Annotated in this window: 18 protein-coding genes; 9 read left to right on the forward strand and 9 right to left on the reverse strand. The window is 63.3% G+C overall.

Annotated features, from left to right (window positions below; all coding sequences use genetic code 11):
• Nucleotides 1-170 precede the first annotated feature (170 nt).
• From gcl to BLW71_RS07485, 4 genes are all read left to right on the forward strand, one after another.
• Complete coding sequence (gcl, locus tag BLW71_RS07465; protein ID WP_091794581.1) at nt 171-1,946, forward strand: glyoxylate carboligase; 1,776 nt, start codon at nt 171-173, stop codon at nt 1,944-1,946.
• Between the two features lie 114 nt (nt 1,947-2,060).
• Nucleotides 2,061-2,870, forward strand: coding sequence for a hydroxypyruvate isomerase (gene hyi / locus BLW71_RS07470; RefSeq protein WP_091794583.1), 810 nt, complete (start codon nt 2,061-2,063; stop codon nt 2,868-2,870).
• A 107-nt stretch (nt 2,871-2,977) separates the two neighbouring features.
• A complete protein-coding gene (locus tag BLW71_RS07475; RefSeq protein ID WP_091794585.1) occupies nt 2,978-3,886 on the forward strand; it encodes a 2-hydroxy-3-oxopropionate reductase in 909 nt (302 codons plus the stop codon).
• 564 nt (nt 3,887-4,450) lie between these two features.
• The gene (locus BLW71_RS07485) at nt 4,451-4,852 is read left to right on the forward strand and encodes a DUF3597 domain-containing protein (RefSeq protein WP_091794589.1); all 402 of its coding nucleotides are present in this window, start codon (nt 4,451-4,453) and stop codon (nt 4,850-4,852) included.
• Nucleotides 4,853-5,010: 158 nt separating this feature from the next.
• Here the strand turns inward: BLW71_RS07485 and BLW71_RS07490 are convergent, their stop codons facing one another.
• The 6 genes from BLW71_RS07490 to BLW71_RS07515 all read right to left on the reverse strand — a co-directional run bounded on the left by BLW71_RS07490 (nt 5,011) and on the right by BLW71_RS07515 (nt 11,336).
• On the reverse strand, nt 5,011-6,054 hold the full coding sequence (locus BLW71_RS07490; protein ID WP_091800560.1) for an asparaginase: 1,044 nt from the start codon (nt 6,052-6,054) through the stop codon (nt 5,011-5,013).
• 78 nt (nt 6,055-6,132) lie between these two features.
• Complete coding sequence (locus BLW71_RS07495; RefSeq protein WP_091794591.1) at nt 6,133-7,059, reverse strand: CysB family HTH-type transcriptional regulator; 927 nt, start codon at nt 7,057-7,059, stop codon at nt 6,133-6,135.
• A 97-nt stretch (nt 7,060-7,156) separates the two neighbouring features.
• Nucleotides 7,157-8,215, reverse strand: a complete 1,059-nt coding sequence (locus BLW71_RS07500; RefSeq protein WP_091794594.1) for a sulfate/molybdate ABC transporter ATP-binding protein — start codon at nt 8,213-8,215, stop codon at nt 7,157-7,159.
• On the reverse strand, nt 8,215-9,252 hold the full coding sequence (cysW, locus tag BLW71_RS07505) for a sulfate ABC transporter permease subunit CysW (RefSeq protein ID WP_091794596.1): 1,038 nt from the start codon (nt 9,250-9,252) through the stop codon (nt 8,215-8,217). Before cysW ends, BLW71_RS07500 begins: the two co-directional genes overlap by 1 nt.
• Nucleotides 9,249-10,151 carry a sulfate ABC transporter permease subunit CysT gene (gene cysT, locus BLW71_RS07510; RefSeq protein ID WP_091794598.1) on the reverse strand — a complete coding sequence of 301 codons (903 nt, stop codon included), beginning with the start codon at nt 10,149-10,151 and terminating at the stop codon, nt 9,249-9,251. The genes cysW and cysT overlap by 4 nt, the downstream gene beginning before the upstream one ends.
• Before the next feature lie 144 nt (nt 10,152-10,295).
• The gene (locus tag BLW71_RS07515; RefSeq protein ID WP_091794600.1) at nt 10,296-11,336 is read right to left on the reverse strand and encodes a sulfate ABC transporter substrate-binding protein; all 1,041 of its coding nucleotides are present in this window, start codon (nt 11,334-11,336) and stop codon (nt 10,296-10,298) included.
• A gap of 311 nt (nt 11,337-11,647) precedes the next feature.
• Between BLW71_RS07515 and lexA the strand changes: the two genes are divergently transcribed.
• From lexA to BLW71_RS07530, 3 genes are all read left to right on the forward strand, one after another.
• Nucleotides 11,648-12,298 carry a transcriptional repressor LexA gene (gene lexA, locus BLW71_RS07520; protein ID WP_091794602.1) on the forward strand — a complete coding sequence of 217 codons (651 nt, stop codon included), beginning with the start codon at nt 11,648-11,650 and terminating at the stop codon, nt 12,296-12,298.
• 130 nt (nt 12,299-12,428) lie between these two features.
• Nucleotides 12,429-12,773 (forward strand): hypothetical protein, encoded by a 345-nt coding sequence (locus BLW71_RS07525; protein WP_091794604.1) that lies wholly within the window; start codon nt 12,429-12,431, stop codon nt 12,771-12,773.
• A gap of 96 nt (nt 12,774-12,869) precedes the next feature.
• On the forward strand, nt 12,870-13,520 hold the full coding sequence (locus tag BLW71_RS07530) for a DUF2939 domain-containing protein (protein ID WP_091794606.1): 651 nt from the start codon (nt 12,870-12,872) through the stop codon (nt 13,518-13,520).
• Between the two features lie 98 nt (nt 13,521-13,618).
• Here BLW71_RS07530 and BLW71_RS07535 read toward each other — a convergent pair whose 3' ends face one another.
• Nucleotides 13,619-14,083, reverse strand: a complete 465-nt coding sequence (locus BLW71_RS07535) for a universal stress protein (RefSeq protein ID WP_091794608.1) — start codon at nt 14,081-14,083, stop codon at nt 13,619-13,621.
• Nucleotides 14,084-14,367: 284 nt separating this feature from the next.
• On the opposite strand from BLW71_RS07535, the gene nodI reads away from it, so the two are divergent.
• Together nodI and BLW71_RS07545 are read left to right on the forward strand one after the other, a co-directional pair.
• A complete protein-coding gene (nodI, locus tag BLW71_RS07540) occupies nt 14,368-15,282 on the forward strand; it encodes a nodulation factor ABC transporter ATP-binding protein NodI (protein ID WP_091794610.1) in 915 nt (304 codons plus the stop codon).
• A 111-nt stretch (nt 15,283-15,393) separates the two neighbouring features.
• A complete protein-coding gene (locus tag BLW71_RS07545; protein WP_091794612.1) occupies nt 15,394-16,221 on the forward strand; it encodes an ABC transporter permease in 828 nt (275 codons plus the stop codon).
• 88 nt (nt 16,222-16,309) lie between these two features.
• On the opposite strand, the gene BLW71_RS07550 is transcribed toward BLW71_RS07545, so the two are convergent.
• Together BLW71_RS07550 and BLW71_RS07555 are read right to left on the reverse strand one after the other, a co-directional pair.
• Nucleotides 16,310-16,732 carry a hypothetical protein gene (locus tag BLW71_RS07550; protein WP_091794614.1) on the reverse strand — a complete coding sequence of 141 codons (423 nt, stop codon included), beginning with the start codon at nt 16,730-16,732 and terminating at the stop codon, nt 16,310-16,312.
• A 318-nt stretch (nt 16,733-17,050) separates the two neighbouring features.
• The gene (locus BLW71_RS07555) at nt 17,051-18,013 is read right to left on the reverse strand and encodes a LysR family transcriptional regulator (protein WP_091794616.1); all 963 of its coding nucleotides are present in this window, start codon (nt 18,011-18,013) and stop codon (nt 17,051-17,053) included.
• Nucleotides 18,014-18,203: the final 190 nt, after the last annotated feature.

Consider the following 18,203-nt stretch of genomic DNA (forward strand, 5'->3'; position numbering starts at 1 on the left):
TAGCGCTTACTCCGATCCCACGCACCACACCGGGCGCCGGCCCACCAGCCATTCCATACTTTTTGTTTCGAAATAAGCGACCCGGACTGATCTTATCAAACCTTTAGGTCAGGCCTAAAGTGCAATCAACCCGTTTATTTCGCCCATTCCCAGACATTCAGGAGACATTCATGGCCAAGATGAGAGCCGTCGACGCAGCCGTGCTGGTGCTCGAAAAAGAAGGCATCGACACCGCATTCGGCGTTCCGGGCGCAGCGATCAACCCGTTCTACTCGGCCATGCGCAAGGCAGGCAACATCAGCCACGTACTGGCCCGCCACGTCGAAGGCGCGTCGCATATGGCCGAAGGCTATACGCGCGCTCAACCGGGCAACATCGGCGTGTGTATCGGCACGTCGGGCCCCGCCGGCACCGACATGATCACCGGTTTGTACTCGGCGCAGGCCGACTCCATTCCTATTCTCGCTATCACGGGCCAGGCGCCGCGTGCGCGTTTGTACAAGGAAGACTTCCAGGCCGTCGATATCGAATCGATCGCCAAGCCGGTGACCAAGTGGGCCGTCACTGTGCGTGAGCCGGCGCTGGTACCGCGCGTGTTCCAGCAGGCTTTCCATCTGATGCGCTCGGGCCGTCCCGGTCCGGTGCTGGTCGATCTGCCGATCGACGTGCAGCTCGCCGAAATCGAATTCGACATCGACACGTACGAACCGCTGCCGGTCTACAAGCCCAAAGCTACACGCAAGCAGATCGAAGCCGCGCTCACGCTGCTCAACAATTCGGACAAACCGCTGATCGTCTCGGGTGGCGGCGTGCTGAACGCAGCCGCTGAAGACCTGCTCGTCACGTTCGCTGAAACCGTCGGCGTGCCGGTGATCCCGACGCTGATGTCGTGGGGCGCGATTCCCGACGACCATCCGCTGATGGCCGGCATGGTCGGTCTGCAAACCTCGCACCGCTACGGCAACGCAACGATGCTCGCCTCCGACTTCGTGCTCGGCATCGGCAACCGCTGGGCGAACCGTCACACGGGCAGCGTCGAGGTGTATACGAAGGGCCGCAAGTTCGTGCACGTCGACATCGAACCGACGCAGATCGGCCGCGTGTTCGGCCCGGATCTGGGCATCGTGTCGGACGCGAAGGCCGCGCTCGAACTGTTCGTGGAAGTGGCGAAGGAATGGAAGGCCGCGGGCAAGCTGAAGGACCGCGGCGCATGGGTCGCCGACTGCCAGGAACGCAAGCGCACGATGCATCGCAAGACGCACTTCGACAACGTGCCGATGAAGCCGCAGCGCGTCTATGAAGAAATGAACCAGGTGTTCGGCCGCGATACGTGCTACGTGAGCACGATCGGTCTGTCGCAGATCGCCGGCGCGCAGTTCCTGCATGTGTACAAGGCGCGCAACTGGATCAACTGCGGCCAGGCCGGCCCGCTCGGCTGGACGATTCCGGCAGCGCTCGGCGTGCGTGCGGCTGACCCGCAACGTCCGATCGTGGCGCTCTCGGGCGACTACGACTTCCAGTTCATGATCGAAGAGCTGGCAGCGGGCGCGCAATTCAAACTGCCGTACGTGCATGTGGTGGTGAACAACTCGTACCTCGGCCTGATCCGCCAGGCACAGCGCGCGTTCGACATGGACTTCTGCGTGCAGCTCGGCTTCGAGAACATCAACGCGCCGGAAATGAACGGCTACGGCGTGGACCACGTCGCGGTCGCCGAAGGTCTGGGTTGCAAGGCGATCCGCGTGTTCAAGCCGGAAGAGCTGAAGCCCGCGTTGCAGAAAGCGCAGGCGATGCTCTCCGAGTTCAACGTGCCGGTGATCGTCGAAGTGATCCTCGAGCGTGTCACCAACATCTCGATGGGCACCGAAATCGACGCGATCAACGAGTTTGAAGAACTGGCTGCCACGCGCGAAGACGCACCGACCGCGATCAGCATGCTCGACTGAGCTGCCGTACTGCATCGCATATCGCAACGATGAGCATCACGTGAGCGCGGTTCAGCCACACCGAACCGCCTCACGAAAGCTATTCCACTGACCGACCAGAGAGACAGACGCACCATGCCGAAATTTGCAGCGAATCTCACCATGCTGTTCAACGAAGTCCCGTTCCTCGACCGCTTTGCGGCCGCGGCGGACGCGGGCTTTCACGCCGTCGAATTTCTGTTTCCGTATCCGTATCAGATCGCCGAATTGAGCGAGCGTTTGCAGCAGAATCGCCTGAAGCTGGTGCTGCACAACCTGCCCGCGGGCAACTGGGAAGCCGGCGAACGCGGCATTGCGTGCCTGCCGGATCGCGTGAGCGAATTCCAGGAAGGCGTGGGCCGCGCGATCGAATACGCGAAAGCGCTGAAGGTGCCGCAACTGAACTGCCTCGTCGGCATTCCGACGGCCGGCGTCGATGCGGACAAGGCGCGCTCGACCATTGTCGAGAACCTGCGCTTCGCCGCGGGCGAATTGAAGAAGGCCGGCATCAAGCTGCTGGTCGAACCGTGCAATTCCTACGACATTCCGGGCTTCGCACTGAATCGTTCTGCTGAAGGCCTGGATGTGATCCGCGCAGTCGGTTCGGACAATCTGTTCCTGCAATACGACATCTATCACATGCAACGGATGGAAGGCGAACTCGCGGCGACCATCAGGAAGAATCTGCCGCAGATCGCGCACATCCAGCTCGCCGACAATCCGGGCCGCAACGAACCGGGCACCGGCGAAATCAACTACCCGTTCCTGTTCGATCTGCTCGACTCGCTCGGCTACGACGGCTACGTCGGTTGCGAATACAAGCCGCGCACGACCACGACCGCCGGCCTCGGCTGGATTCAAAGCGTGGCCGGGCAAACCCGCGGCGCAGCCCACGCCGCCGCCTGAGCGCCGCATCGCTGCATTGATCGCCGGTACAGGCGCTTTAAGCCCCGAAAGACGCCCCGAAGGACGTCCTCTCGCGGGACACCCAACAACACTGGAGATTTAGACACATGGCAAAGATCGGTTTTATCGGCCTCGGCATCATGGGCGCGCACATGGCGCGCAACCTCATCAAGGGCGGCCACTCGCTGTTCGTGAATGGCGCGTATCCGGTGCCGGAAGATCTGAGCAAGACGACGAGCGTCGTCGCGAATTCGACCGCTGTTGCGCAGGCCGCCGACATCGTCATCATCATGGTGCCGGACACGCCTGACGTCGCCAACGTGCTGTTCGCCGACGACGGCGTTGCCGCCGGCCTTTCGCAAGGCAAGCTCGTGATCGACATGAGCTCGATCTCGCCGCTCGACACGCAAGCGTTCGCGAAGAAGATCAACGCGCTGGGCGTCGATTACCTGGACGCGCCGGTCTCCGGCGGCGAAGTCGGGGCGCGCGAAGCGACGCTGACGATCATGGTGGGCGGTCCGGAAAAAGCCTTCGCCACGGCCAAGCCGCTGTTCGAACTGATGGGCAAGAACATCTCGCTGATCGGCGACAACGGCGCGGGTCAAACCTGCAAGGTCGCCAACCAGATCATCGTCGCGCTGAACATCGAAGCCGTGGCCGAAGCACTGCTGTTCGCGTCGCGCTCGGGCGCCGATCCGGAACGTGTGCGCAAGGCTTTGATGGGCGGCTTCGCCTCGTCGCGGATTCTCGAAGTGCACGGCGAGCGCATGACCAAGCGCACGTTCAACCCGGGCTTTCGCATCGAACTGCACCAGAAGGATCTGAACCTCGCGCTCGACGGCGCGCGCAAGCTCGGCATCGCTCTGCCGCATACGGCGAGCGCGCAGCAACTGTTCAGCGTGTGCGCGGCGAATGGCGGCAAGGCCTGGGATCACTCGGCGATGGTGCGTGCCCTCGAAATCATGGCCAACTATGAAGTCGCGCAAGCGCCGGGCAGCGAAGCCAAGGCAGCTTGATTGCGCATCATGCAGTAACACGGACCGCCCTGATGGTTGCATTGTCAACGTCATGGCGGTCGCAGGTGGGGCGCCCGGTTCGTCGTGCGATAGGCACGGCGGAACGGGCAAATCGTGCCGCTCTGGGCTGAGAGCGGCAAGTGGGGTCCGCAGCGGCACCCGGCGACGCCGGGGAAGCCTTGGTCGGTCAGACGTCGTCGTCGGGTGTCCGGCTGTCGGATTTCATGCTTTACCGATGCTTATGCTTTTTCGGCCAAACTCTCGCAGCGGGTGCATCATGCGCGCCGCCTGCCAGCACCTCTTTTTGCCGGCCCCTCGCGCGCGCCCGCAAGTCCGCTTGCATTTGCTTGCAACTCCGCCCCTCCGGCTAGACCTTTTTTGACACATCGCTCCGCGCTTTTCTCCTACACTCGTTAAGTCTGGTTGCGGGCGGTCCAGCGTTCAAGTGCGGCTTGCCGATCATGGCAACGCGTGTCCTCTGCTTCATTCGCCCGATTCCCAACCAGTTTTCAACCCGTGAGCGGAATGTGCTTGCGCCAGTAACCTATCTGCAAAGGATTCAGAATGAGCATCTTCGGTGACATCGTACATAAGCTCTTCGGCAAAGCGAAACCGGACCAGCCTGCGCCCGCGGTTGAGCCGACACCGGATCCGGCAGCGGCGCAAGCTGCCGCACCGGCGGCTGCACCGGCGCCCGCGCCGCTCGCCGACGTCGACGTTGCTGTCGTGATGGACCAGTTCGTGAGTGAGAGCGGTCAAACGTTGAACTGGCGCACGTCGATCGTCGACACGCTGAAAGCGCTCGGCGTGGACAGCAGCCTCGAACATCGCAAGGAGCTCGCAAAAGAGCTGAAGTTCACCGGCGACACGAACGATTCCGCAAGCATGAACATCTGGCTGCATAAACAGGTCATGCTGGCGCTGGCGGCGAACGGCGGGAAGTTGCCTCCGGATCTGGCGGACTGACGGTCTGGCGGCGTCGCCTATGGTCGGCTAAAGCAAAAAACTTGAACTGAAACGACAACGCGGCGCTCGGGTCGATGACCTGGGCGCCGCGTCGTCATTCAAGCGTCATATGCGGGACACGGTTCTGACTTTGAACCCGACCGCCCGCGCACAATCAATCAATACTTATCGAAAGTCTTCTGCAGCGCCACCGGTCCCGTGCCGCCCGCGGCCAGCGCCAGCATCAGCAGCACGCGCGCCTTGTACGGATTCAGCGAACCCGCGCTGACGAAACCGAGCGCGTCGTCGGCGGCCGCGCCGTTGCGCATCACATGCCCCGAGCCGACACGCGAGGCACGCACCACCGCCACGCCTTGCGAAGCGGCATCGGCCAGCGCCTGTTGCACCGTGGTATGAATCGAGCCGTTGCCGGTGCCCGCCACGACGATACCGCGCACGCCGGCGGCAACCAGCGCGTCCACGGCAATCCGCGTCACGCCCGCATAACTCACCACGATCTCCACATGCGGCCACTTCGAACCGATCACGAATTCGGTCGCGAGCGTATGCGGACGCACCACGCCGCGCTGGAATTCGACGCGGCCGTCCTGCACCCAGCCCAGTGCGCCGATTTCAGGCGAATGAAATGCATCGACCGCGTAGGTGCTCGTCTTCACCACGTCGCGCGCGCTGTGAATCTTGTTGTTGAAGGCCACCAGCACGCCCTGCCCGCGCGACGCCGCGTGCGCCGCGACCGTCACGGCGTTCAGCAGATTCAGCGGACCGTCGGCGGACAGCGCCGAGGCCGGGCGCATGGCCGCCGTCAGCACGACCGGCTTGTCCGACTTGACGGTCAGATGCAGCAGATAAGCGGTTTCTTCGAGCGTGTCGGTGCCGTGCGTGATCACCACACCGTCGATATCGCTGTCGGCGAGCAGCGTATTGATGCGCTGCGCGAGCGTGGTCCACAGCGGCATCGCCATGTCCTTGCTATCGACGCTGGCAATCTGCTCGGGCGCGATGCGCGCCACCGTGGACAAGGCCGGCACCACGGCCAGCAATTGCTCGACGCCGACCACACCGGCCTGATAGCCGGACGTATTGGTGGCGTCCGCAGCCGCGCCGGCGATCGTGCCGCCGGTCGCGAGCACGGCGATACGCGGCAACGGCGGCGTGGCGCCTTCGTCTGAAGGCGTAGCGGAGGAAGAAGTCGAAGTGTTCATGGCGGCGATTGTAAGCGATGCGCCGCGCGCCGCCATGCATGGATAAACAAATGGCCCTTCACCGACCCGGCGCATCCATCAAACCGCTTCTCGCAATTGCGCGGCGATCTCCGCTTCGTTCAACTGCGGCGCGAACATCTCGATCAACCGGTAGGCATACGCGCGCAGGAACGCGCCCTTGCGCAAACCGACCCGCGTCGTGCTCGCTTCGAACAGATGTTGCGTGTCGAGCGCGACCAGTTCCGTGTCGCGCTTCGGATCGTAGGCCATTGCCGCGACCACGCCGATACCCATGCCGAGTTCGACATAGGTCTTGATCACGTCGGCGTCGATTGCGGTCAGCACGACGTCGGGCAGCGCCCCCGCTTTCGCGAATGCCTGGTCGATATGCGAGCGGCCCGTGAAGTCCTGGTCGTACGTGACGATCGGGAATTCGGCGATCTCGTCGAGCGTCAGATTCGGCCGGCCCACCAGCGGATGGTCCTTCGGCACGACCACGACGTGATGCCACGAATAGCACGGGAACGTGACGATATCCGGGAAGCGGTCGAGCGCTTCGGTGGAGATGCCGATGTCCGCTTCACCGTTGATGATCATCTGCGCGATCTGTTGCGGGCTGCCCTGGCGCAACGCCAGATGCACCTTCGGGAACACCTCGGTGAATTGACGGATCACCTTCGGCAACGCATAACGCGCCTGCGTGTGGGTGGTCGCCACGACCAGGTGGCCGCTATCCTGATCGGCATACTGGCGCGCGACGCGGCGCAGATTCTCGGCGTCGAGCAGCATCCGCTCGATCAGCTGATGCACCGCCTTGCCCGGCTCGGTGAGGCCCGTCAGACGCTTGCCGCGTCGAATGAAAATGTCGACGCCGAGTTCGTCTTCGAGATCCTTGATCTGTTTCGACACGCCTGACTGCGAGGTGTACAGCACGTTCGCCACCTCGGTCAGGTTCATGTTCTGACGCACGGCTTCGCGCACGAAGCGCAATTGCTGGAAATTCATCTGTATGTCTCCGGTTTGTCCAGAGTTGAGTTATTTGAGTTTGATTGAAACACCGAGTCGTGTTGCCGCGCGGCTGACTGCACCGCGCTCACTGTCCTCATTGCGCCGGGAATACGCGCAAGGCACGCGGCACCGCGGTCACGCCGTCGCCGATAGAGAGTTGCAGATCGCGCCACGCTTCCCGATCGAGCTCGGCTTCGAGCAGGTTGCCCTCGCGGCCCGCGAGTTCCACGCGCACCGAGCCGCCCAAGGTCACCACGCGCCGCACGTCGACCACGATGCCTTCGCGGTGGCCCGATGCCTGCGGATACAACTGCAAATCGTGCGGACGCACATAAGCGAAGGCCGGACCGCTGAAATCGGCCTTGATCGACACCGGAAGCGCCGCGCCGTCGACCACGAAACCGCTCGCGTCGACCTTGCCGTGCAGACGGTTCGCGGCGCCGAGAAACTCGTAGACGAACGAGGTCTGCGGATGGTCATACACGTCCTGCGGACTGCCCACCTGCTCCACGTGCCCGCGATTGAGCACGACGATACGGTCCGCCACTTCGAGCGCTTCTTCCTGATCGTGCGTGACGAAAATCGTCGAGATATGCAGATCGTCGTGCAGGCGCCGCAGCCAGCTACGCAACTCCTTGCGCACCTTCGCATCCAGCGCGCCGAACGGTTCGTCGAGCAGCAGCACTTTCGGTTCGACCGCCAACGCGCGCGCGAGCGCGATACGCTGCCGCTGGCCGCCCGACAATTCCGACGGATAGCGTTGCGCGAGCCAGTCGAGTTGCACGAGCTTCAGCAGTTCATGCACCTTCTCGCGGATCACCGCTTCCGAGGGACGTTCCTTGCGCGGCTTCACGCGCAAGCCGAACGCCACGTTCTCGAACACCGTCATATGACGGAACAGCGCGTAATGCTGGAACACGAAGCCCACTTCCCGCTCGCGCGCGCCGACCGTCGCCACGTCCTGGCCTTGCAGCACGACCTGGCCGCCGTCCGCGTATTCGAGCCCGGCAATCACGCGCAGCAAGGTGGTCTTGCCACAACCCGACGGCCCGAGCAGCGCGACCAGCTCACCCGGCGGAAAGTCGAGTGTGACGTTATCGAGCGCGACGAAATCGCCGAAGCGCTTCTGCAGGTTACGAACGGTGATACCCATTACAGCTCTCCTTGCTTGAGCGGGTGTTGCTGCGATGCATGCGTTGTGTGGGTTGCGGGTGTTGCGCCCACCGGCGTGGTAACCGGACCGGCGTACGCGGGCACATCTCGCGCGGCCGACAGTTCCGCCGACATATGGCGTTCCGCGAGCAGCTTCAGGCCGAGCGTCACGAGCGCGAGCAGCGCCAGCACCGACGCCACGGCGAACGCCGCCGAGAAGTTGTATTCGTTGTAGAGAATTTCGACGTGCAGCGGCATCGTGTCGGTCTGGCCGCGAATATGGCCCGACACCACCGACACGGCACCGAACTCGCCCATTGCCCGCGCGTTACACAGAATCACGCCATACAGCAGGCCCCATTTGACGTTCGGCAGCGTGACGCGGCGGAAAGTCTGCCAGCCCGACGCGCCGAGCACATGCGCGGCTTCTTCTTCGTCGTTGCCTTGTGCCTGCATCAACGGAATCAGCTCACGCGCGACGAACGGGAACGTCACGAAGATCGTCGCCATCACGATGCCCGGCACCGCGAAAATGATCTGGATGTTGTGGTCCTGCAGCCACGGGCCGAACCAACCCTGCGCGCCGAACATCAGCACGTAGATCAAGCCCGAGATCACCGGTGAAACCGAGAACGGCAGATCGATCAGCGTGGTCAGGAGCGCCTTGCCGCGGAATTCGAACTTGGCGATACACCATGAAGCCGCGAGACCGAACACGAGATTCAACGGCACGGCGATGGCGGCGGTGATCACGGTCAGCTTGATCGCCGAGAGCGCGTCCGGGTCGGCGAGCGATTCCAGATAGAAACCAAGACCTTTGGCGAGCGCCTGATAAAAGACGGCGACGAGCGGCACCACCAGAAACAGCGCGAGGAACAGCAGCGCGATGCCGGTCAGAATCCAGCGCACGAGCGGTGGTTCGGTGACCGGATCGGGACGGCGCGCTACATTGAGCGGCGCGCGCGGCGCCACGGCCACAGCAGCGGCGTTGTTCGCACCGCTCGCGGCGGATACGTCATTCACGGTTCGCCGGCTCATTGCACACCTCCGCCGATTGCGGCAACGCTCGCCACACTGGCGGCCGGCACAGGGCCCGCGCCGCCGCGGCCCGTGCGGCGCTGCAAATACCACTGCAAGGTGTTGATCAGCAGCAGCATCAGGAACGACACGACCAGCATCACCACCGCGATAGCCGTAGCGCCCGCGTAGTCGTATTGCTCGAGCTTCGTGATGATGAGAAGCGACGTGATTTCCGACTTCATCGGTACATTGCCGGCAATGAAAATCACCGAGCCATACTCGCCGAGCGCGCGCGCGAAAGCCAGCGCGAAGCCCGTCAACAGAGCCGGAAACACGGCCGGCAACACCACGCGGCGAAACGTCAGCCAGCGCGAAGCACCGAGGCACGCGGCCGCTTCTTCCTGTTCGCGTTCGAATTCTTCGAGCACCGGCTGCACCGTGCGCACGACGAACGGCAAACCGATGAACGTCAGCGCGACCAGCACGCCGGCCGGCGTGAACGCGATTTTCAGGCCGAGCGGTTCGAGGAACTGTCCGATCCAGCCATTGCCCGCATACACGGCCGCAAGCGAAATGCCGGCCACCGAGGTGGGCAGCGCGAACGGCAGATCGACCACGGCGTCGACGATACGCTTGAACGGAAACGTGTAGCGCACCAGCACCCACGCCACCAGAAAGCCGAACACCGCATTGATCAGCGCGCCGCCGAGCGCGGAGAAGAACGTCAGGCGATACGACGCGAGCACGCGCGGCGAACTCACCGCGCGCACGAACTGGCTCCAGTCGAGCGTCGCGGTCTTCAGAAAGGTCGCCGCAAGCGGAATCAGCACCACGAGGCTCAGATAAGCCACCGTGATGCCGAGTGTCAGGCCAAAACCGGGCAAGGCGCTCGGTTTTCGGAAGGTCAACGTCGTCATGCTCGTTACTCGTTCAGGTTGATGCTCGTGTTTCCGGCCGCCGGGCCCTGGCTGGCCAAAAGCGCGCCCCTTGGGGCGCGCTCCGGAGTGACGCGTTGCCGCATCGCTTTGCTGCCTATGCCGGTGAAGGCAACGGCTCGATAGTTATTGCGGTTGATAGATCGAATCGAACACGCCGCCGTCGGCAAAGTGCGTCTTCTGCGCGTTGGTCCAGCCGCCGAACGAATCGTCGACCGTGTACAGCTTCAGCTTCGGAAACTTGGCGGTCAGCTCGGCCGGCACCTTGTTCGATCGCGGACGGTAGAAGTTCTTTGCCGCGATTTCCTGGCCTTGCTCGCTATACAGGAAGTTCAGATACGCTTCGGCGAGCTTGCGCGTGCCGTGCTTGTCCACCACCTTGTCCACCACCGCAACCGGCGGCTCGGCCAGAATGCTGACCGACGGCACCACGATCTCGAACTTCTCCGGTCCGAACTCCTTCAGCGACAGGAAGGCTTCGTTTTCCCATGCGATCAGCACGTCACCGATACCGCGTTGCACGAAGCTGGTGGTCGCGCCGCGCGCGCCCGAATCGAGCACGCCGGCGTTCTTGTAGAGCTTGCCGACGAATTCCCTGGCCTTCTGATCGTTGCCGCCCGGCTGATGCTCGGCGTATGCCCATGCCGCGAGGTAGTTCCAGCGCGCCCCGCCCGAGGTCTTCGGATTCGGCGTGACGATCGACACACCCGGCTTGATCAGGTCGTCCCAATCCTTGATGTGCTTCGGGTTGCCCTTGCGCACCAGAAACACGATCGTCGACGTGTACGGCGACGCGTTATCCGGCAAGCGCTTCTGCCATCCCTTGTCCAGCAAGCCCTTGTTGGCCAGCGCGTCGATGTCGTAAGCGAGCGCGAGCGTCACGACGTCGGCCTGCAGACCGTCGAGCACCGAACGCGCCTGCGCGCCGGAGCCGCCGTGCGACTGCTTGAAGGTGATCGTCTCGCCGGTCTTCGCCTTCCATTCCTTGCCGAACGCCTGGTTGACGTCCTGATACAGCTCGCGCGTCGGGTCGTATGACACGTTCAGCAGTGTCGTGTCGGCAGCGTGCGCCTGCGCCATCACGCCGAGCGCGCTCGCCGCGCCCAATGCGAGCGCCGCGATGAGTTTCTTCGTTTTGCCTGCCAGCCCCGTACCTTGGTGATTCATGTCAACTTTCTCCGCGTTGTGCGCTGAAACAGCGTGTGGTGTCTTTTTGCGTCGCGGTCACGTGCACATGAACGGCAACTGGAGGCCAGTCTATCGAAGGGCTTTCATCATTAAAAATAATGTTTCTTCATTCTTTAATACGCAAAAGTGGTAATGACAGCTGGATAAGGCGTTGCGGCACGAAAACGGGCGTTGGAGCGTCGTTTGACGACGCTCCAACGCCACCCCTCGGCACGAACTTAAAGTAAAGCTTGAATTGCGCGGAATACTGTATAAAAATACAGTCACCTGTTCATACATACAGTGGCGCCATGACCAAACTCACCGCACGACAGCAGCAGGTTTTCGATCTGATCCGCAGGGCTATCGAACGCACCGGCTTTCCGCCCACCCGCGCGGAGATCGCCGCCGAACTGGGCTTCAGCTCGGCCAACTCGGCAGAAGAACATCTGCGGGCGCTCGCCCGCAAGGGCGTGATCGAACTCGCGGCCGGCGCGTCGCGCGGCATCCGCCTGCTGGCGGGCCCGGAAGATTCGCCGCACCAGTTCACGTTGCCGCACGCCAGCATCATGCAACTGTCGCTGCCGCTGATCGGGCGGGTGGCCGCGGGTAGCCCGATCCTCGCGCAGGAACATATCTCGCAGCACTACGCGTGCGACCCGGCGCTGTTTTCGAGCAAGCCCGATTACCTGCTGAAGGTGCGCGGGTTGTCCATGCGCGACGCGGGCATCTTCGACGGCGACCTGCTCGCGGTGCAAAAGAGAACGGAAGCCAAAGACGGCCAGATCATCATTGCCCGGCTTGGCGACGACGTCACGGTCAAGCGCCTGAAGCGCCGGCCGAACGGGCTCGAGTTGATCGCCGAGAACCCCGATTACGAAAACATCTTCGTTGAAACCGGCAGTGCGGAATTCGCGCTGGAAGGTATCGCCGTAGGGCTGATTCGCCCCGGCGAGTTCTGAACGGCCAGGTTCCAGGCGGCTTGTTTCCCAGCACTTCGATCCAAGCCCCTTCTTGCCCGTTCGACAGAGTAGAAAGCCGCGCCAACGCCGCATTAACGCTGCATTAACGCTGCATCGTCTGGAGAGTCTCATGGAACGTCTTGCCCGCCTGCTGCCTTTTCGCCAGTTCGGTCGTCTGCGCCATCTTCGCAAGCTGGTGCCCTGCTCATTGATCGAGGCGTCCACGGCCAGCACGCCGTCGCTGTTCGATGCGCCGGACAGCGTGTCGTGCCTGCCATCGTCGTTGCCGGCGTTTGCCCGCGTGTCGCTGAACTCGGGTCTGAATACGGCCGAACCGGCCCGTCGCGCACCAGTGCGGGTCTATCACGGCCCGTCGCGCCTCATCATGGTCGGCACGGTGGACGCTGTGTGCCGCATGATCGACCGCTGCATTGCCGACGAGGCAAACGTCCACGGGGCGGTATTCGAGTCTTGATGGAAGGTATGGCCGGCGGCGATATCGCATCGCATGGGATCGTTTTCGTGTGGCCGCGGTCCACGTTAGATCACACCTGATGGAGAGTCCCGTTCGATGGCAGTTTCGAAACGCATCAAAGGCGGCGCCACCCGGCCGCTGATCGTCACGCTGATCGTGATTGTGCTAATCGCGGCGCTCGGGTTTGCGTACGCGTCACCGTATCTCGCGCTGAACAATCTCAAACGCGCCGCCGATGCGCGCGACACGCAAACGGTCAATCAATACGTCGACTTTCCCGCGTTGCGCGAGAGCCTGAAGCAGCAGGTCGCCGGGCTGCTCACGCGGCGGCTCGACGCGCACAGCAACGGCAATCCGCTGGCCGCCATTGGCGCGATGATCGGCGTCGCGTTGATTGGCCCGCTTGTGGATGCCTATGCCACCCCAGACGGGGTGGCGGCATTGCTGAACGGCATGCCGCCGCGCGGCGATCCGGGCGAACGGCCGCCCGCACCGCCCGCCGAGAACACGCCGGCGGATGGCGCCGCGGCCTCACCCGCACCGGCAGCGCCTGCCGTTGGAACTGCGGGCAACGGCAACACCAACGCCGCGCCTGCGCAGCCGCCGCAAACCACCGCGGGCTATCGCGGCCTCAACGAGTTCGTCGTCACCTACCAGCACGGCGCCGGCGACGCGCGTTACTCGGCGATCTTCCAGCGCGAGGGTGTCTTCACATGGAAGCTGGCCGCGGTCAACCTGAACGAGTGATCGCCTGGGGTCGTCGGGCCGAGGCGGCCGGCCCGTTGAGCACGCTCGCGGCAGCGCTGTACCGAGGCGCGATATCCAGCCGCGCTATCCAGCCGCTATCAGGCCGCCGCCTGCTGCTGCTCCTGGGCCGAAGAACACGCCACCAGAATGCTGCACGAGACGCGGTCGAGCAGCGGCGTATTGCCCGCGCCCATCCACCAACGTGACAAACCGGTGCGGCAGCGGTGGCCAACCACAACCAGGTCGACGTGCAATTCATTGGCAAGGTTGGCGATCTCGTCGATCGGATGGCCGAACGCGAAATGCCCTTGTGCGCTCACGCCTCGCTCGGTGAGCCAGTCCACGCCTTCCTGAAGGATGTCGCGGGCGGTCTTTTCGAAGCTGCCGCAAGCAACGTCGGTCAGCAGGCCCGCGCTTTGCGCAATGCTCGAACGCATATCGACGACCGACAACAAGTGCGTTTCCGCTTTCAGATCCAACGCCAGATCGGCGCCGCAACGCAATGCTTTGCGGCCTTCGCGCGAGCCGTCGTAGCACAGCAGGATTTTCTGGTAGCTCGCCATGATTTTTCTCCCTTCGCGCGGGACGCGCGATCTGAATGAATCATGGTGCGCCGCAATTCAGGTTGCAAGGGATGGAAAACGCTAACTGTGCGGTAACGGCACACAAGCCACGCTCTAAAGAGGTGCGCGCGCCAACAGGGTTGCTTGCGGCTCGTTGCCGCAGTGCGGGAAACCCGTGCGGGAGCGTCGGGCGCGCACCAACGCCGAGCCGCCGATGCCCTAGAATAGGCGGCCTTCCCGGCCATTAAAATCATCCATGTCTGTTCCGGAGACTCGTTCGATCCATGCCTGAAGCCGCCATCGAATTTCACGAGGTCAAAAAAAGCTACGGCGAAAAGACGGTCGTCGACGGACTGTCGTTCCATGTCAACGCCGGGGAATGCTTCGGCCTGCTCGGCCCGAACGGCGCGGGCAAAACCACCACGTTGCGCATGCTGCTTGGCATCGCCTCGCCGGATGCGGGCACGATCCGCCTGTGCGGCGAGCCGATCCCCAGCCGCGCGCGCGTGGCGCGGGCGCGTGTCGGCGTGGTGCCGCAGTTCGACAATCTCGATCCCGACTTCACGGTGCGCGAGAACCTGCTGGTGTTCGGCCGCTACTTCGGTTTGAGCGCCGCGCAATGCCGTGCGATGGTGCCCTCGCTGCTCGAATTCGCGCGTCTGGAGAGCAAGGCGGATGCGCGCGTGAGCGAACTGTCCGGCGGCATGAAGCGGCGCCTCACGCTGGCGCGCGCGCTCGTCAACGATCCCGACGTGCTTATCATGGACGAACCGACCACCGGCCTCGATCCTCAGGCGCGGCATCTGATCTGGGAGCGGCTGCGCTCGTTGCTCGCGAGCGGCAAGACCATTTTGCTGACCACGCACTTCATGGAAGAAGCCGAACGGCTCTGCCACCGGCTTTGCGTGATCGAGGAAGGACGCAAGATCGCCGAAGGCGCGCCGAGCGAATTGATCGCCTCCGAGATCGGTTGCGATGTGATCGAGATCTTCGGACCGGATCCGGTCGCGTTGCGCGATGAACTGGCGCCGCTCGTCGAGCGCACCGAGATCAGCGGCGAAACGCTGTTCTGCTACGTCAACGACGCGCAACCGGTGCATGCGCGACTCAAGCAGCGCGCGGATCTGCGCTATCTGCACCGGCCGGCGAATCTGGAAGACGTGTTCCTGCGGCTCACCGGCCGCGAGATGCAGGACTGAAGAAGCATGTGAAGAAGCATGTGAAGAAGCGTGAATAGCGGCATCGCACGCAACGCGCTACAGCCATAACGACGAAGCACGTCCCCTCGGGGACACCGCACGAGATACGCAATGGACGCACGCACCTACGACTCCCCGGGCGAGACCCCGTCGAAACAGGAAACCTTCGCCGCTTTTCCCGCGAACGCAACCAACTGGATCGCCGTGTGGCGCCGCAATTATCTGGTGTGGAGAAAGCTCGCGCTCGCCTCGATGTTCGGCAATCTTGCCGATCCGATGATCTACCTGTTCGGCCTCGGTTTCGGGCTGGGGCTGATGGTCGGCCATGTCGAGGGCGTGTCGTATATCGTCTTTCTCGCGGCGGGCACGGTGGCGTCGAGCGTGATGATGTCGGCGAGTTTCGAGTCGATGTATTCGGGCTTCTCGCGCATGCATGTGCAGCGCACCTGGGAGGCGATCATGCACACGCCGCTGACGCTCGGCGACATCGTGCTCGGTGAAGTGATCTGGGCCGGCAGCAAGTCGATGCTGTCCGGCGCGGCGATCATGCTGGTGGCCGGCGCGCTGGGCTACGCAAATTTTCCGTCGATGCTGCTGGCCTTGCCGGTCGTCGTGCTGACGGGCCTCGCATTCGCGAGCATCGCCATGGTCGTCACAGCGCTCGCGCCTTCGTACGACTTCTTCATGTTTTACCAGACGCTGGTGTTGACGCCGATGCTGTTGCTGTCCGGCGTGTTCTTTCCGGCATCGCAATTGCCCGCCGTTGCGCGCGGCGTCACCGAAGTGTTGCCGCTGGCGCATGCCGTCGACCTGATGCGGCCGGCCATGCTGGGACGTCCAATCGAACATGCGCTGTTGCATGTGGCCGTGCTGGCGGCGTATGCGGTAGGCGGGTTTGTCGTGGCGGCGATTCTGTTTCGCCGCAGGATGATGAAGTAGGCTTCGGCTTTCGATAACCATAGGCGCCGAGGCCGGGTCGCTCAGTGTCGATCCCAACGTATCAGCGCCTGCCGCGACCCGGACCGGCTCAGTCCTCGTCGTCGGTCCATGGAATGTCCACGTCGGAAATGAACGCCACCGTGGCGAACGGCCCGCCGTCCTGACGGCCGATCTTGCCGTCGGCACGCTGCCATTCGACGCGGAACATCGTGCCCGGCTCATCGGCGATCAGTCGAACCGTGCGAACCTCGTCCGGATCGGCTTCTTCCACCGGACCGTCGAGCGAGATCTGCAATTCCTGCGGCCACAGCCCGTCGGCCGGATCATAGATCTTGTCGCCGTCGGGAATCAGGGTAAAGGCTTCCACGCCGATCGTCGCCGAGGCCTCCACGATCATCTTGCCCAACGCGCGCAGCAATGCCGTCGCTCGCGCCGAATTCGCCTGACGGATTGCAAGATCCCCGCGCGTCAGCGCCTGCTCAAGTTTTGGGTTTGTTTTTTGTTGCGCCATTCGATGTCCTGAGTTCCTATCGCTCTGTTGTGGACGGCGCGCTGCATCGAGCGCGCGCCGCTCTCCATTTTTCGGGCTGAATCCTACCACTGGTGTGCGCTGCAGCAATCCCTGCCGCGCAGTCCGGCGCTTTCAGCCGGCCCCGTCCACCACAGTTTAGGTCGTGATTCGTGATCCGGCAGGGACATTTGCCTTTCAATCGGCGCTGAATGGATCGCTATCGCACGCACGCCATACGTTCGCCCTAACGTTCGCGGCCGGCCGCAAACGTAGCCTTGCCGCCTGGAAGCCCGGCGGGCTATCCGTGCCTTTGCGCGTTCAGCGCGGGGGCGTGGTTCGCTTTCGAACGGCCTTCATGGCAGTCCCCTGCGCCGGCTTCGCACCCGCGATTTCCGTGATCAGATAGTCCCTGAAGGCTCGCACCGACGGCGGTAACTCACGCCCCGCCATGGTCTGAACCTGAATGCTGCGCTGGCGCATTTGCGGATGCGTGAGCGGCATCACGACGAAGCCGTCGTCCGCGTAACGGTCGCGCACGGACAGCAGACCCGTGAACATGATCGCGCCGGACTTCTGCGCGTAACGGTACATGGCGCCGCTATTGTTGCAGGTGAGATCGGGCTCGAGCAGGATGCCTTCGAGCGCACAGGTAATGTCGATCAATTGACGAATCGTCGTGCCGGGCTCGGGCAGCACCAGCGGATAGCGCTGCAAGTCGGCGAGCGACACTTTCGCGCGCGCGGCCAACGGATGATCGGCGCGCAGCAGCGCCAGCACCGGCGCGCGCTCCGTGTGCTCGACCTTGACGCCTTTTTCCGGCGCGAGGCTGAAGGTCAACGCAAGATCGGCGTCGCCGTCGCGCACCCGGCGGGTCGCCGCGTCCGGTGACATGACCGACAGCGTGAAGTCGATGCCCGGATACTGAACGCGAAAGCCCGCCATCGCGGTAGGCAGGAAATCGGCGGCGAATCCTTCCGAACCGGCCAGCTTGATCATGCTGCCGTGCAAGGTTTCGAGCCCGCCGATCTCCTTCATCACATGCTCCGCCTCGAGCAGACTGCGCTGCGCGTACGCAAGCAGGCGCTCGCCCGCTTCGGAAAGCGCCATGCCGCGCGGCCGCCGCTCGAATAGCGCGACGCCGAGGTCGCCTTCGAGTCGCGCCACCTGGCGGCTGATTGCCGACACGGCGACATGCAGACGTGCGGACGCGTCGCTGATCGAGCCGGTGCGCGCGACTTCGACGAAATAGCGCAGCGCGATGCCATGCAGCGAAAGTGCCATGAGTGATGCCTCATTCAACGGTAGGCGCTGCCAGGCCGATGGCCGCCGGCAGTTTTACTGCTTGCAATGAGCTTTGCCTTTTCGGCAACGCAAGCTTCGAAAGACGATCATTGTGACAAAAAAAACGGCCTCCTAGAATCGATTCGACGCTGCAGACCGTGGCCTGTCTCAATCGCCCCGCAATCGATCC

The organism is Burkholderia sp. WP9 (assembly GCF_900104795.1).
GTDB lineage: Bacteria > Pseudomonadota > Gammaproteobacteria > Burkholderiales > Burkholderiaceae > Paraburkholderia.

What these genes read in the sequence shown, in the direction of transcription:
- gcl (WP_091794581.1), top strand. Translation starts at nt 171, where the DNA reads ATGGCCAAGATGAGAGCCGTCGACGCAGCCGTGCTGGTGCTCGAAAAA.
- hyi (WP_091794583.1), top strand. Translation starts at nt 2,061, where the DNA reads ATGCCGAAATTTGCAGCGAATCTCACCATGCTGTTCAACGAAGTCCCG.
- BLW71_RS07475 (WP_091794585.1), top strand. Translation starts at nt 2,978, where the DNA reads ATGGCAAAGATCGGTTTTATCGGCCTCGGCATCATGGGCGCGCACATG.
- BLW71_RS07485 (WP_091794589.1), top strand. Translation starts at nt 4,451, where the DNA reads ATGAGCATCTTCGGTGACATCGTACATAAGCTCTTCGGCAAAGCGAAA.
- BLW71_RS07490 (WP_091800560.1), bottom strand. Translation starts at nt 6,054, where the DNA reads ATGAACACTTCGACTTCTTCCTCCGCTACGCCTTCAGACGAAGGCGCC.
- BLW71_RS07495 (WP_091794591.1), bottom strand. Translation starts at nt 7,059, where the DNA reads ATGAATTTCCAGCAATTGCGCTTCGTGCGCGAAGCCGTGCGTCAGAAC.
- BLW71_RS07500 (WP_091794594.1), bottom strand. Translation starts at nt 8,215, where the DNA reads ATGGGTATCACCGTTCGTAACCTGCAGAAGCGCTTCGGCGATTTCGTC.
- cysW (WP_091794596.1), bottom strand. Translation starts at nt 9,252, where the DNA reads ATGAGCCGGCGAACCGTGAATGACGTATCCGCCGCGAGCGGTGCGAAC.
- cysT (WP_091794598.1), bottom strand. Translation starts at nt 10,151, where the DNA reads ATGACGACGTTGACCTTCCGAAAACCGAGCGCCTTGCCCGGTTTTGGC.
- BLW71_RS07515 (WP_091794600.1), bottom strand. Translation starts at nt 11,336, where the DNA reads ATGAATCACCAAGGTACGGGGCTGGCAGGCAAAACGAAGAAACTCATC.
- lexA (WP_091794602.1), top strand. Translation starts at nt 11,648, where the DNA reads ATGACCAAACTCACCGCACGACAGCAGCAGGTTTTCGATCTGATCCGC.
- BLW71_RS07525 (WP_091794604.1), top strand. Translation starts at nt 12,429, where the DNA reads ATGGAACGTCTTGCCCGCCTGCTGCCTTTTCGCCAGTTCGGTCGTCTG.
- BLW71_RS07530 (WP_091794606.1), top strand. Translation starts at nt 12,870, where the DNA reads ATGGCAGTTTCGAAACGCATCAAAGGCGGCGCCACCCGGCCGCTGATC.
- BLW71_RS07535 (WP_091794608.1), bottom strand. Translation starts at nt 14,083, where the DNA reads ATGGCGAGCTACCAGAAAATCCTGCTGTGCTACGACGGCTCGCGCGAA.
- nodI (WP_091794610.1), top strand. Translation starts at nt 14,368, where the DNA reads ATGCCTGAAGCCGCCATCGAATTTCACGAGGTCAAAAAAAGCTACGGC.
- BLW71_RS07545 (WP_091794612.1), top strand. Translation starts at nt 15,394, where the DNA reads ATGGACGCACGCACCTACGACTCCCCGGGCGAGACCCCGTCGAAACAG.
- BLW71_RS07550 (WP_091794614.1), bottom strand. Translation starts at nt 16,732, where the DNA reads ATGGCGCAACAAAAAACAAACCCAAAACTTGAGCAGGCGCTGACGCGC.
- BLW71_RS07555 (WP_091794616.1), bottom strand. Translation starts at nt 18,013, where the DNA reads ATGGCACTTTCGCTGCATGGCATCGCGCTGCGCTATTTCGTCGAAGTC.